The 12,851-nt window shown below is 71.6% G+C and carries 12 protein-coding genes; 5 read left to right on the top strand and 7 right to left on the bottom strand.

Translation table 11 applies throughout. The annotated features are described in order from the left end of the window. Positions 1 to 102: 102 nt before the first annotated feature. The 3 genes from ACFYYB_RS13935 (at position 103) to ACFYYB_RS13925 (ending at position 4,556) form a co-directional block, all read left to right on the top strand. Positions 103 to 951, top strand: a complete 849-nt coding sequence (locus ACFYYB_RS13935) for a 3-hydroxyacyl-CoA dehydrogenase family protein (RefSeq protein ID WP_327304509.1) — start codon at positions 103 to 105, stop codon at positions 949 to 951. A gap of 160 nt (positions 952 to 1,111) precedes the next feature. Then, positions 1,112 to 1,435: an STAS domain-containing protein gene (locus tag ACFYYB_RS13930; protein ID WP_243336243.1), complete on the top strand. Its 324-nt coding sequence runs from the start codon at positions 1,112 to 1,114 to the stop codon at positions 1,433 to 1,435. Positions 1,436 to 1,709: 274 nt separating this feature from the next. Then, the gene (locus tag ACFYYB_RS13925; RefSeq protein WP_389435426.1) at positions 1,710 to 4,556 is read left to right on the top strand and encodes an ATP-binding protein; all 2,847 of its coding nucleotides are present in this window, start codon (positions 1,710 to 1,712) and stop codon (positions 4,554 to 4,556) included. 4 nt (positions 4,557 to 4,560) lie between these two features. Here the strand turns inward: ACFYYB_RS13925 and nucS are convergent, their stop codons facing one another. Then, positions 4,561 to 5,232: an endonuclease NucS gene (gene nucS, locus ACFYYB_RS13920; RefSeq protein WP_327304507.1), complete on the bottom strand. Its 672-nt coding sequence runs from the start codon at positions 5,230 to 5,232 to the stop codon at positions 4,561 to 4,563. 220 nt (positions 5,233 to 5,452) lie between these two features. On the opposite strand from nucS, the gene ACFYYB_RS13915 reads away from it, so the two are divergent. Then, entirely contained in the window at positions 5,453 to 5,845 is a 393-nt protein-coding gene (locus ACFYYB_RS13915) for an SCO5389 family protein (protein WP_267752094.1), read from the top strand. 161 nt (positions 5,846 to 6,006) lie between these two features. Here the strand turns inward: ACFYYB_RS13915 and ACFYYB_RS13910 are convergent, their stop codons facing one another. Then, positions 6,007 to 7,047 carry an LLM class flavin-dependent oxidoreductase gene (locus tag ACFYYB_RS13910; protein ID WP_389435423.1) on the bottom strand — a complete coding sequence of 347 codons (1,041 nt, stop codon included), beginning with the start codon at positions 7,045 to 7,047 and terminating at the stop codon, positions 6,007 to 6,009. Between the two features lie 242 nt (positions 7,048 to 7,289). On the opposite strand from ACFYYB_RS13910, the gene ACFYYB_RS13905 reads away from it, so the two are divergent. Next, a complete protein-coding gene (locus tag ACFYYB_RS13905) occupies positions 7,290 to 7,637 on the top strand; it encodes an ATP/GTP-binding protein (protein WP_389435421.1) in 348 nt (115 codons plus the stop codon). A gap of 32 nt (positions 7,638 to 7,669) precedes the next feature. Here the strand turns inward: ACFYYB_RS13905 and ACFYYB_RS13900 are convergent, their stop codons facing one another. From ACFYYB_RS13900 to ACFYYB_RS13880, 5 genes are all read right to left on the bottom strand, one after another. After that, positions 7,670 to 8,533: an ABC transporter permease gene (locus ACFYYB_RS13900; protein WP_389435419.1), complete on the bottom strand. Its 864-nt coding sequence runs from the start codon at positions 8,531 to 8,533 to the stop codon at positions 7,670 to 7,672. Beyond that, the gene (locus ACFYYB_RS13895; protein ID WP_389435417.1) at positions 8,530 to 9,699 is read right to left on the bottom strand and encodes an ABC transporter ATP-binding protein; all 1,170 of its coding nucleotides are present in this window, start codon (positions 9,697 to 9,699) and stop codon (positions 8,530 to 8,532) included. The genes ACFYYB_RS13900 and ACFYYB_RS13895 overlap by 4 nt, the downstream gene beginning before the upstream one ends. A gap of 136 nt (positions 9,700 to 9,835) precedes the next feature. Beyond that, the gene (locus tag ACFYYB_RS13890; RefSeq protein ID WP_389436194.1) at positions 9,836 to 10,615 is read right to left on the bottom strand and encodes an ABC transporter permease; all 780 of its coding nucleotides are present in this window, start codon (positions 10,613 to 10,615) and stop codon (positions 9,836 to 9,838) included. Further along, positions 10,615 to 11,637, bottom strand: a complete 1,023-nt coding sequence (locus ACFYYB_RS13885) for an ATP-binding cassette domain-containing protein (RefSeq protein WP_389435415.1) — start codon at positions 11,635 to 11,637, stop codon at positions 10,615 to 10,617. The genes ACFYYB_RS13890 and ACFYYB_RS13885 overlap by 1 nt, the downstream gene beginning before the upstream one ends. Before the next feature lie 115 nt (positions 11,638 to 11,752). Further along, positions 11,753 to 12,691 carry a cellulose-binding protein gene (locus ACFYYB_RS13880; protein ID WP_243336252.1) on the bottom strand — a complete coding sequence of 313 codons (939 nt, stop codon included), beginning with the start codon at positions 12,689 to 12,691 and terminating at the stop codon, positions 11,753 to 11,755. Positions 12,692 to 12,851: the final 160 nt, after the last annotated feature.

The following is a 12,851-nucleotide window of genomic DNA, read 5'->3' as shown; positions in this document are numbered from 1 at the left end:
CTTCGCGGTCACTGGGCCCCTCGCGGACGCTAGTCTCCGCCGGAGAACGAACGAGGCTGTGCCGTATCTGAGGCCGTGTCCTAGAAGAACGTGGGGTGTGCAGTGGCTGGGAAGCTCGCCGTCATCGGTGCCGGACTGATGGGTTCCGGAATCGCTCAGGTCTCCGCTCAAGCGGGTTGGGACGTCGTGCTGCGCGACGTCACCGATGCCGCTCTGACGCGCGGCACCGACGGGATCAAGGCCTCGTACGACCGGTTCGTCTCCAAGGGCAAGCTGACGGCCGAGGACGCCGAGGCGGCGCTCGCCCGCATCACCACGACCACCGAACTGGAAGCGGTCGCCGACGCCGACATCGTCGTCGAGGCCGTCTTCGAGAAGCTCGAGGTCAAGCACGAGATCTTCCGCGCCCTCGACAAGATCGTGCGCGAGGACGCGATCCTCGCCTCCAACACCTCCGCCATCCCGATCACCAAGATCGCGGCCGTGACGGAGCGTCCGGAGCGGGTCGTCGGCGCGCACTTCTTCTCGCCGGTCCCGATGATGCAGCTGTGCGAGCTCGTGCGCGGCTACAAGACGAGCGACGAAACCCTCGCCACCACCCGGGCGTTCGCCGAGTCCGTCGGCAAGACCTGCATCGTCGTCAACCGCGACGTCGCCGGCTTCGTGACGACCCGTCTCATCTCCGCGCTGGTCGTCGAGGCCGCGAAACTGTACGAATCGGGCGTCGCCTCGGCCGAGGACATCGACATCGCCTGCAAGCTCGGCTTCGGGCACGCCATGGGCCCGCTGGCCACCGCGGACCTCACCGGCGTCGACATCCTGCTGCACGCCACCAGCAACATCTACACGGAGTCGCAGGACGAGAAGTTCGCGCCGCCGGAGCTGATGCGCCGCATGGTGGACGCGGGCGACATCGGTCGCAAGAGCGGCCAGGGCTTCTACAAGCACTGAGCACCCGTTCGAATACCTGCACCCCACAGGGTGAATTAGGTATCGGTTCGCTCACGGTCGGCAACTTCCCCGCCCCCGAGGCAGTCAGTTGCAGTGAGAGTTGCCGACCAACGAACCAGTCGGACCATACGCAATCAGTACCGCGCTGCCGGGAGTACACATGCACATCAGGGGCGACCACGCCGAACTCGCTGTCGGGGGTCGCCTCGACGTGCGCAGCGCGGCGGACGCCCGTACGGTCCTGCACACCGCCCTCGACGACGGTCACGGCGACCTCGTGCTGGACCTCACCGGGCTCGACTCCTGGGACGCGACGGGCCTCGGCGTGATCATGGGCGCCCACCGCCGGGCCGGCCGGACCGGCCGGCGGCTCGTCCTGCGCGGAGTACCGCCCCAGATGCAGCGGCTGCTCGTGGCCACCCGGCTGCACCGGATCCTCGCGATCGAGGGCGGGCTGGAAGCGGAGTCGCTGCCGCGCGCGTGACCCCCGTACGCCGTCCGGACGCGGTCCGCATGCGGAGGCTGTGCGCCCCGCTCCACAGGGCCGACGCAAACGTAACGGTCCGGTGGTGAAGGCACCCCTGCGGTTCACGCCCCACCGGGCACGGTCTAGGGTTCGGGCGGAAACCGGACCACTAGCGACAGCGGCGTGAGCGAAGGCCGGGCGAGACGAGGGCGCACGGCGCGATACGGGGGACTTGGTCATGGACCGCAGCAGCACACAGGGGCAACCCGATCCGGTGGAACCTCCGGCGCGCGTGGTGACGCTCACGTCCGGGGACTTCACCCTCACCGTGAACCCCGTCGACGGCAGCGAGATCGTCCGCACGCACCGCCCCGGCGGCGAGCCCGCCCCCACCCCGGTCAAGCGCACCCCCGCGGCCCGCGCCTCCGCGGCGGCCGCCGTGCGGCCGCCCGTACCGCCGGGCGCCCCGGCCGGTGCGCGGACCCTGCTGGGCCGGGAGGAGGAGCGCGAGCGCCTCGTACGCCTCCTCGCGCGCGGCCGCTCCGTACGGCTGACCGGTCCGTCCGGATCCGGGCGCACGGCGCTGCTCGACGCGGTCGCCGAGGCCTGCGCGGACCTCGCCCCCGACGGGGTCGTACGGATCAGCGCGCAGGGCCACCAGCAGCCCGGCGAGCTGCTCCAGGCGCTGTACGCCACCGTGTACGAGGCTCCGGCCGAACGCCCCGACCGGGCCGTTCTCCTCGCCCGGGTGGCGGAGATAGGCGCCGTCGTCGTGATCGACGACCTCGACATGGGCGGCACCGCCCTCGACGACCTGCTGCGGGCCACGCCCGAGTGCGCGTACCTGCTGGCCGCCACCCCCGACAGCAAGGCCCCCTCCGACGACTCCCACCTCGAAGAGGTCTTCCTCGGCGGGCTGTCCCGCGCCCACTGCGTGGCCCTGCTCGAAACGGGCGCCGGACGGGCGCTCACCGACGAGGAAACGGCCTGGGCGGCCGACCTGAGCTTCGCCTCCGAGGGGCTGCCCCTGCGCTTCGTCCAGGCGGCCGCGCTGCTGCGACAGCGCGACGCGCTCAACCGCACCGGCTCCGAAGACGAGGCCGACGAGGGCGAGGAGCCCGGCGTCTTCGAGGAGAAGCCGCGCGACACCGTGTTCGTGCCGCTGCCGACGCTCGCCGAGGGCGCCGCCCCGGCGGAACTGCTCGCCTCACGGGTCAGCGAGTCGGCGCGCGCCGCGCTGCGGATCGCCTGCGCGCTGGGCGGGGAGCTGCCGCACCACGCGCACCTGCCCGCGCTGGTCGGCGACACGCACGCCGACACGGCCGTCGCCGAGCTGCTCGACTGCGGGCTGCTGACCCCCGTCGGGCCCCGCTACCAGCTGGCCGCCGGGGTCGCGCGGCAGCTGGAGGAGATCGGCTACGGGGACACCGCGGCCGAGGAGGCCCGTACGGCCGCCCGGCACTACGCCTGGTGGACCGGGCACACCTCCGTGAGCCCCGAGCGGGTCGCGGCGGAGGCCGACGCGGTGCTCGCGGCGCTGGCCGGGGCCGATGTCGTGGCCGCGGTCCTGCTCGCGCGGACGGCGGCACCGGCGTTCGCCGCCTCGCTGCGCTGGGAGGCCTGGGAGCGGGTGCTGCGCGCGGGCGCGGAGGCCGCGCGGAAGGCCGGCGAGGTCGCGGAGCAGGCGTACTTCCATCACGAACTGGGCGTACTGGCCCTGTGCGAGGGCCGGCTCGACCGGGCACGTGCCGAGCTGGAGGCCTCTACCGGGCTGCGCGGCGCGCTGGCCGACAAGCGGGGGACCGTGTCGGGACGGCGGGCCCTGGCCCTGGTCACCGACCGGGAGGCGGCGGGGACCCCGGTCTCGCCGCCCCTGCGACTGGCTCCGCCGGCGGCGCCGGGTGGTCCGGGTGCCCTGCCGGGTCCCGGTGGTCCGGGCGTTCCGGCGGCTCCCGGGGCTGCCGGGAGTCCACTTCCTGCCGGGCTCGCCGGGCTTGCCGGGCTTCCTGGGCCTCCCGGGCTTCCCCAGACCGGCCCGAAGCCGCAGTTCCCCGCACTTCTCGGAGCTCCGGGGTCTCCCTTCGGTCCCAGGGGCGCCGCGGCGCCGCGGTCTCCTGGGGGTCCGGGTGCCGCCGGTGTTTCCGCTGCCGCGGGGAGCGCGTTGGCCGCTGGTGCCGCTGGTGCCGCTGGTGCCGCTGGTGCCGCTGGTGCCGCTGGTGCCGCTGGTGCCGCTGGTGCCGCTGGCACCGCTGGTGCCGCCAGTGCGGCTGGTGCGGCTGGTGTGTCCGGAGCCGCGGGGAGCCCGTTGGCTGCCGGTGCTGCCGGTGCTGCCGGGTCGGCGTTGGTTCCCGGGGCTCGTAGTGCGGCCGGGGCGGCGTCCGCTCCGGTGGCGCCCTCGGCTCCCGTGACTCCGGCGACCCTGTCGAAGGCCCTCGCCGCCCTGCCCGAGGCGGGCTCCGGGGCCGCCCCCGGACCCGAGCGTGCGGCGGTGCGGGTTCCGGACGGCTTCACGACGGTCGTGCCCGCGGTGGCTCCGCCGGGCTCCGTCGCGCCCGCGACCCTGGCCGAGGTGTTCGAGGACGCCTTCCCGCTCACTCCCGAGCCGGCCCCGGCGCCCGGTGCGCTGCCCGAGCCGAAGCCGAGGCCCAGCCGCAAGCCGCTGCTGCTGGCCGCCGCCGGGGCGGTGACCGTCGTGGTGCTGGGCACGGTGGTCGCCCTGGCGATGACCACCGACGAGAAGAAGCCGCCCGTGCAGGCGCCGGCGGTGTCCACGGCCCCGAGCTCGGACGAGGCGCAGCCGCAGCCGAGTTCGGGGGATCCGAGCGGAGGCGATCCCTCGCCGGAGCCGTCGGCCTCGTCCGCGACGTCGCAGGCACCGGGTACGACCCCGACGCCGAGCAAGTCCCCCTCGGGGACGCCGAGCCCGACGCCGACTCCGTCGTCGTCGACCTCGGTGGTACCGCCTTCGCCGCCGGTGTCGAGCTCGCCCCCGCCGGTGAGCAGCCCGCCGCCTTCCCCGAGCCCGTCCGGCTCCGCGTCCCCGTCCGCGACACCGTCTCCCACGCAGACGGGGCCGACGGCCGTGCAGCCGAAGCCCCCCACGGATGCCGAGGGCGAGACGGAGACGGCGACTCCCTGAGGGCTTAGAACAGGCGGAGCTTGTCGTCCTCGATGCCGCGCATCGCGTTGTAGTCGAGGACGACGCAGTCCATGCCGCGGTCGTTCGCGAGGACGCGGGCCTGGGGCTTGATCTCCTGGGCCGCGAAGACGCCCTTGACCGGCGCCAGGTGCGGATCGCGGTTCAGCAGTTCCAGGTAGCGCGTGAGCTGTTCCACGCCGTCGATCTCGCCGCGGCGCTTGATCTCCACCGCCACCGTCGCGCCGGAGGCGTCCCGGCACAGGATGTCCACGGGTCCGATCGCGGTCATGTACTCGCGGCGGATCAGCGTGTAGCCCTCGCCGAGGGTCTCGATCCGGTCGGCCAGAAGCTCTTGCAGATGGGCCTCGACCCCGTCCTTGATCAGACCCGGGTCGATGCCCAGCTCGTGCGAGGAGTCGTGGAGGACTTCCTCCATGGTGATGATGAGCTTCTCGCCCGCCTTGTTGACGACGGTCCAGACGCCGGCCTCATCACCGCTCCCCTCCTTGAGGGTGCACGGCGGCGACATCCAGTTGAGCGGTTTGTACGCTCGGTCGTCCGCGTGGATCGAGACACTGCCGTCGGCCTTCACGAGGATCAGACGGGGTGCCGAGGGCAGATGGGCGGTGAGCCGGCCCGCGTAATCGACGGAGCAGCGGGCAATGACGAGACGCATGGTCGGCAACGCTACTCGACGAGAAGGCCTGTACGCGATTCGCCCCCGAAAGCCCCGTTCGAGGATGGCGCGTTGTATGCGCATTCTCCTGGTGCGGTACCCAATGGGCGCCTACCGTGGTGAGCGGGAGGTTGCGAAGCGTGCACGCTGCGTCGCGATCTCCCTCCCTGCCCGTAAGGCTCCGGCAACCCAATCGGCCGGAGTCGCGAGAGGAGAACCCATGTCGCTCGACGTCTCACCGGCCCTACTCGAACAGGCCGAGCGAGGCGAGGTCGACGAAGCCGCTTTCGTCGACTGCGTCCGGACCTCCCTGCCCTACGCATGGGAGATGGTCAGCTCGCTGGTGGCCCAGCTCAAGGTGGACGGCGGACAGTTCGCCGACAACCAGACGCCGCCGCCGGACGAGCAGGCGCGTGGCCAGCTGCTTCGCGCCCTCGCGAGTGACGCGATACGGGGTGCGCTGCAACGCCACTTCGGAGTGCGCCTGGCATTCCAGAACTGCCACCGGGTAGCGGTCTTCCCGCTGGATTCCTCGGTGGACGACCGGCTGGCCAAGTTCACTTCGATCCGTGGTCAGCTGCTGAACCAGTCGCCCGAGATGCGCGACTGTTAGCAGGAAGATCCGCACGACCAGTACGCCCGCACCACCGCACCTCGGTACCACCGCACCTCGGTACCACCGCACCTCCGTACGACCGCACTCCGCACCGCCGTACCACCGCACGACCGGTACCTCGCTGCCGCTCCGGTGCCAACGGAGCGGCAGCCCTGGTCTCAGCCCAGCCGGGGCAGCACCTCGGCGCCGAGGCGCCGGACGTTCTCCTCGGTCGAGGCGAGATCACCCGATCCCTCCGTCAGCAGGGCGAACCGCGTGATGCCCGTACGCTCCGACGTGGCCGCGAGCCGGTCCGCCGCCAGTTGCGGTGTGCCCACGGGATGCAGATCGCACAGGAGCTCGGTGTACGCGACCGGGTCCCGCATCGCCCGCTGCCGTCCGTCCACCGTGACGTGCGCGTCCAGGCCCTGCTTGAGCCAGCCCGGCATCGCCTTCAACAGCGTTTCGCGGGCGTCCGCCGTCCGGTCCGCCAGCTGGCAGACCCCGGCCGATACGTGGCCCGCCTCGGGCGAACGCCCCGCGGCCCGCGCCGTACGCCGCCACAGCTCGACCATGGCGGCCTTGTCCTCGTCCCCGCAGTGCATGCCCAGCAGCATGGGCAGTCCGCGCTCCGCGGCCATCCGGACCGAGCCGGGGGAGGTGCAGGCGACGATCAGTTCCGGCCCCGTCCCGTCGCCGTGCAGCGCCTCCGAAGCGCGCGGTACGACGGCCACTTCGCGGAAGCCGTACCGGCCGCCGGCCGCGGCCCCCGTCGCCGCCGGCGTCCCCACGCGCGGCTCGGCCAGCCAGCGCCGCAACAGGTCCAGATCCTCGGGGAAGCGGTTCTCGTACGCGTCGAGCCCGCCGCCGAAGACCTCCAGGTCCACCCAGGGCCCACCCCGGCCCACCCCCAGGGTGAACCGCCCCTCCGAGGTCAGGTGCAGCAGGGCCGCCTGCTCGCCCAGGGCCACCGGGTGGGTGCTCGGCAGCACGCTCACCGCCGTGCCCACGCGCAGCCGCCGGGTGCGGCCCAGCATCAGGGCCGCCAGCGTCACCGCGGACGGACAGACCCCGTACGGGACGAAGTGGTGCTCGGCGAGCCAGACCGAGTCGAGCCCGGCCTCCTCGGCGACCTCGGCCGTCCGCACCGCCCGGTGCAGTGCCTCGCCCTGTCCCTGGCCCGGGAACTGGGCCGCCAGTACAAATGCTCCTACGCGCATCGCCTTTAGCCTCCTCGCGGCTGACGCGGCCTCCCCCAGGCGGACCGGTTTCCTCATCGGCAACAACGTCTGACACGTGCCAAAGGCACGGCCTCACCGGAAAGTTATTGGGATTGTCAGGCCAGTCGCGCCAACCGGCCGCCCGGTACGGTGGTCGTCCTTCGGCCACCCTGCGGGTACCCCGTCTCGCTGCGCGTAGTCTGGGAGAAAGTCACTGCCGTCCGCCCATCCGTGAGGTATACGTGTCACCGCGCCACAACCGCCCCAGGGGCGGCGAGAATCCCGCCGATCGTTCGGACCAGGGCTCGGGCCCGGGAGCGGGAGGTCTGGACAGGTACGGCCTGGAGCGCACGGAGGAGTACCAGGGCGAGGACTGGAAGGTCCGGCACGTCGCGGGCGCGAGCGCCGCGGGCAAGCGCTACCGCTGCCCCGGCTGCGACCAGGAGATCCCCTCCGGTACCCCGCACCTTGTGGCCTGGCCCGAGTACGGCGGGGTCGACGACCGCCGGCACTGGCACAAGGCGTGCTGGAACGCGAAGGACCGCCGCACTTCCAAGGTGCAGCGGTCCCGCAACGCTCCCAAGTACTAGCCGCCCCCGGCGAAGGTGCCGTACTCGCCGTACTAGACGTCCCGGCGGCCGACCACCACGTACGAGGCGGCGACCGCGGCGCCCGTCACCAGCAGGATCAGCGCCATGTGGTTCAGGCCCCCCGGGAGCGCCATGCTCGCGCCCGACGACGGGTCGGAGGCGTTGGTCGGCATGCCGAACAGCTCCATCATCGCCACCGGCACGTTGTACTGGAGCAGCAGCCGGCCGACCGGGGCGACGGCCTCCCAGATGCTGAGCACCGCCCCTATCACCGGCGGCAGCGTGACGACGCCGAGCATCACGGCGATCGCCCCCGCCGAGTGCCGCACCAGCGCCCCCACCGCCAGCGCCAGGACGCCGAGCAGGGTGACGTACAGGCTGCCCACCAGCCCGGAGGCCCATTCGGAAGCCGAGTGCGCCCCGGCTTCGGCGCCGTCGCGCAGGATCGAGGCGGTCAGCCCCACCAGGCAGACCGAGCCGGCCGTGGTGAGGAACGCGGTGAGGCCGAAGACGAGGTACTTCGCGGTGAGCACCCGGTACCGGTCGGGGGCCGCCGTGAAGGTGGTGCGGGCCAGGCCCGTGCCGTGCTCGGAGGTGATCGTCAGCACCCCGAGCACCATCACGGCGAGCTGGCCGACCAGCAGTCCGAAGAGAGCGGGAGCGATGAACGGCATCTGCTCGTAGTCCACGTCCCGGGTCTGCACGATGACCGTGCCGCCGATGCCGACGACGAGCAGCACCAGCGAGCCGAGCGTCCACATCGTGGAGCGCACCGAGGTCAGCTTCGTCCACTCCGAGGCCAGCGCGTGCCCCAGGTGCGGCCGGGGCGTCGGCAGGGGCGAGGTGTAGCCCGCCGGGCCCTGGTCCCCGGCGGTCGCGGTCGTCGGGGCGGTCATCGCGAGTCCTCGGGCTTCTGCGCGGGGGTGCGCACGGGGTCGGGGGAGGGCTCGGCCGCGGGGGACGCGGCCCCGGGCCCGGCGAGCTCGCCGGGGCTGCCGGGCATCAGGAACGGCCGGTCGCCGGTCCCGGGCGGCGGGGGAGCGAAGAAGCCCGCCTGCGGGACCTGGAGGGCCTCGGCGGCCTCTTCCTCGTCCCACTTCGGCACGCTCAGCGGCTCGGGCTCCCACAGCTCGTTGCGCGGGTCCTCGGTGGAGGTGTACTCGACGGAGGACTGGGTCATCCGCATGTACGCCTCCTCCAGCGAGGCCCGGTGCGGCGACAGCTCCCACAGCCGGACGCCGGCCGCGTGCGCGAGGTCGGAGATCCGCGGCAGCTCCAGCCCGGTCACCCGCAGTGCCCCGTCGGGCTCCCGCAGGACCCGGCCGCCCGCCCTGGTGAGGACGGAGCCGAGGGTGTCCCAGCCACCGGGGTCGGTGTCGGCCGTGCGGACCCGGGCGAATCCGGCCGAGTTGTGGGTGATGAAGTCCTGGGTGCCCATGTCGGCGAGCAGCCGGCCCCGGCCGATCACGATCAGGTGGTCGGCGGTCAGCGCCATCTCGCTCATGAGGTGCGAGGAGACGAAGACGGTGCGGCCCTCGGAGGCGAGCCGGCGCATCAGATTGCGGACCCAGAGGATGCCCTCGGGGTCGAGTCCGTTGACCGGCTCGTCGAAGAGGAGCACCTGGGGATCGCCGAGCAGGGCGGTCGCGATGCCGAGCCGCTGGCCCATGCCGAGCGAGAAGCCCTTGGCGCGCTGCCGGGCCACGTCCTGGAGGCCCACGACGCCCAGCACCTCGTCCACCCGCTTCTCCGGGATCCCGGAGAGCTGGGCGATCGACAGCAGGTGGGTGCGGGCCCGGCGGCCGCCGTGGACGGCCTTGGCGTCGAGCAGGGCGCCTACGTGCCGCTGGGCGTTCGGGAGCTCGCGGAAGGGCAGGCCGTTGATCGTGACCCGGCCGGCGGTGGGCCGGTCCAGGCCGACGATCATGCGCATCGTGGTGGACTTCCCGGAGCCGTTGGGCCCCAGGAATCCCGTCACGTGACCGGGCTTGACCTGGAAGGACAGGTCGTCGACAGCGGTCTTCGCGCCGAAGCGCTTGGTCAGGCCGACTGCCTCGATCATCTTTGCTGCCCCTTGCCAGGCCGGGACGACTCTCGCCCGCGTAAGGGTTAAGAGGATATCCAGTCCCTTGCGGTTCCACGTCGTCCCGGACCCTGAGCTACCCCTGAGGTTCGACCCGGGGATCCCCCGTAGTACGTCAGGCGTCCCTCTTCTTGAGGACGAGGTAGCCGCCGAGGACCGAGGCGGCCACCCACAGGACCATGATCCCGAGGCCGCCCCAGGGGCCGTAGGGGGTTTCGGGGCTGCCCATGGCGTCCGGCACCACCTGCATGATCTTGGACCCGGCCTTGTCGGGCAGGTACTGGCCGTACTTGCGGGTCGTCTCGAAACCGCTGAGGACGTTCGAGACGATCAGGAAGAACGGGATCAGGATGCTGATCGAGGCGACCGAGCTGCGCAGCATGGTGGCCACGCCCATGGAGAACAGGGCGAGCAGGGCCATGTACACGCCGGCGCCGGTGACCGCCCGCAGGACGTTGTCCTCGCCGATGCCGATGCTCCTGCCGCCCAGGATCGCCTGGCCGAGGAAGAAGGACACGAAGCTGGTCAGCAGGCCGACCACCAGGGCCAGCGCCGTGGCCACGGCGAACTTGCCCATCAGGAAGGCGCCGCGCCGGGGCACGGCGGCCAGCGAGGTGCGGATCATGCCCGAGCTGTACTCGGTGCTGACGACCATCACCCCGAAGACGATCATGGCCAGTTGACCGAACTGCATGCCGGTGAAGCTCAGCAGGGTGGGGTCGAAGGTGGCCTGCTCGACCTCGCTCAGGTCGCCGAAGGTCGCGTTGACCAGGGCGGCGAATCCGGCGCCGAGCCCGACGGTGACGAGGAAGGCGAGGGCGAGGGTCCAGCTGGTCGAGGCGACCGTGCGGATCTTGGTCCACTCGGACTGGAGGACGGCGGGGAAAGCCATGATCACTCGCCGCCCTTGCGCTTCGCCTCGAAGCCGGCGCCCCACGCGGGTACGTCGGCCGGCCGGGCCGGATTGTCCAGCGCCATGCCGGGTGCCGGCGGGAGCCCGCCCGCCCCCGGTGCGTGGGCGTGGTACTCGACGGAGTCCGCCGTCATGCGCATGAACGCTTCCTCCAGTGAAGCCCGCTGCGGGCTGAGTTCGTGCAGCACGATCTGGTGCTGGGCGGCCAGCTCGCCGAGCCGCTCCGACTCCACGCCGTCGATCTCCAGCGCGCCGGTGGCCGGGACGCTGATCGCGTCGATCCCGGCCTCGTGCAGGACGTCCTTCAGCCGTTCCTGTTGCGGCGTGCGGACGCGTACGTAACTGCGGGAGTTCTGCTGGATGAAATCGGCCATGGACAGGTCGGCCAGCAGTTTTCCCTGTCCGATGACGACCAAATGCTCCGCGGTCAGGGCCATTTCGCTCATCAGATGGGAAGAAACGAAGATCGTCCTTCCTTCCGCCGCGAGCCCCTTCATCAGATTGCGGATCCAGAGAATTCCCTCCGGGTCCAGACCATTGACGGGTTCGTCGAACATCAGGATCTCCGGGTCGCCGAGCAGCGCGGAGGCGATGCCGAGCCGCTGGCCCATGCCCAGGGAGAATCCCTTCGACTTCTTCTTCGCCACGGCCGTCAAGCCGACCAGGTCCAGCACCTCGGAGACCCGGCTGCGCGGGATCCGGTTCGACTGGGCGAGGCAGAGCAGGTTGTTGTACGCGCTGCGGCCGCCGTTCATCGCCTTCGCGTCCAGCAGTGCCCCGATGTACTTCAGCGGCTCCGGCAGGTCCCGGTAGTGCTTCCCGTCGATCCGGACCGTACCGCTGGTCGGGTTGTCGAGGTCGAGCATCATGCGCATGGTCGTGGACTTGCCGGCCCCGTTGGGGCCGAGGAAGCCGGTGACCACCCCCGGTCTGACCTGGAAGCTGAGGTGGTCCACGGCGGTCTTCACGCCGAATCGTTTCGTAAGGCCCTCAAGCTCGATCATTACGCCACGCTAGAACGCGCGAAGGCCCTCCGCCACCTCTCACAGGTGACGAAGGGCCTCGGTGTCGAAGCGGATTGTTGGCTTCCGACCGCTGGTGCCGGAAGCCTTCCCGCGACTAGCGGCTCTGCTGCGCCGGAACGCCGCGGGTGACCGGCTCGTCGTCGATCGGCGCGGAGGCGGCGGCGACCGCGGCACCCGTCAGCGTCGCGAGCATCTCGCGGACGTTGGTGAGCTGCGCGTTGATCGAGTCGCGGCGGTTGGTGAGCGCCGCCAGCTCGCGCTCGGACTCGCTGCGGATCCGGTCGGCCTTGGCGTTCGCGTCGGCCACGATGTCCTCGGCCTGGCGCTGCGCGGTCTCCACGGTCTGGCGGGCGCGGCGCTCGGCGTCCGTACGGAGCTTCTCGGCCTCCAGGCGCAGCTGCTCCGCGCGGTGCTCGATCTCCGCGAGACGCTTCTCGGCCTTGGCCTGACGGCCCGCCAGGTCGCGCTCGGACTGCTCGCGGCGCTTGGCCAGGTTGGTCTCGAAGTCCGCGGCGGCCTGGGCGGCCTTGGCGCGGGTCTCCTCGAAGAGCGCGTCGGCCTCCTCGCGCTTGGAGGCCGCGTCCTTCTGGGCCTCGGTGCGCAGCGAAGCGGCGTCGCCCTTGGCCTTCTCGACGATCCGGACGCCCTCGTCCTCGGCGGTCGACTTCCGGTCGGCGGCGAACGACTCGGCGTCGTTGCGCACCTGCTGGGCGGCCGACTCGGCGAGCTCGCGGTGCTGCTCGGCCGCGCGACGGGCCTCCTCACGGAGGTCCTTCGCCTCCTCCTCGGCCAGGCGCAGGATCTTCTCGACCCGGGCGCCGAGGCCGGCGTACGACGGCTCGGCGTCGTTCACCTGAGCCTGGGCGTTCTGCGTCTCGAGGTGCAACTCCTCGATCCGCTTTTCCAGAGAGTTGATACGTCCGAGGGCGCTGTCACGGTCGGAGACCAGCTTGGTGATGCGGTCGTCCACCTGACCGCGGTCGTAACCACGCCGCACGAGCTCGAAGCCGAAGGGGGAGGATGTGTCGCTCATGGGGTTCCTGTCGAATGAGACCGATGAGGTGCTACGCGGGGTGTTAGGTGTTAAGGGGAATCCTAGGCGCCAAGACGGCGTGTCATCGAGTCAATCCGCGTTTGATCTGGACAATGACACCCCTTTTGAGTGGCAAGGCGACAGAATGCTTGTCACTCGT

The organism is Streptomyces sp. NPDC002886, from assembly GCF_042888445.1.
Lineage (GTDB): Bacteria > Actinomycetota > Actinomycetes > Streptomycetales > Streptomycetaceae > Streptomyces.
This window is presented reverse-complemented; position numbering and strand designations above follow the sequence as displayed.

Excerpts from the sequence above, each read along its gene's own strand:
- ACFYYB_RS13930 (WP_243336243.1), top strand. The coding sequence starts at position 1,112 with ATGCACATCAGGGGCGACCACGCCGAACTCGCTGTCGGGGGTCGCCTC.
- nucS (WP_327304507.1), bottom strand. The coding sequence starts at position 5,232 with ATGCGTCTCGTCATTGCCCGCTGCTCCGTCGATTACGCGGGCCGGCTC.
- ACFYYB_RS13915 (WP_267752094.1), top strand. The coding sequence starts at position 5,453 with ATGTCGCTCGACGTCTCACCGGCCCTACTCGAACAGGCCGAGCGAGGC.
- ACFYYB_RS13910 (WP_389435423.1), bottom strand. The coding sequence starts at position 7,047 with ATGCGCGTAGGAGCATTTGTACTGGCGGCCCAGTTCCCGGGCCAGGGA.
- ACFYYB_RS13900 (WP_389435419.1), bottom strand. The coding sequence starts at position 8,533 with ATGACCGCCCCGACGACCGCGACCGCCGGGGACCAGGGCCCGGCGGGC.
- ACFYYB_RS13895 (WP_389435417.1), bottom strand. The coding sequence starts at position 9,699 with ATGATCGAGGCAGTCGGCCTGACCAAGCGCTTCGGCGCGAAGACCGCT.
- ACFYYB_RS13885 (WP_389435415.1), bottom strand. The coding sequence starts at position 11,637 with ATGATCGAGCTTGAGGGCCTTACGAAACGATTCGGCGTGAAGACCGCC.
- ACFYYB_RS13880 (WP_243336252.1), bottom strand. The coding sequence starts at position 12,691 with ATGAGCGACACATCCTCCCCCTTCGGCTTCGAGCTCGTGCGGCGTGGT.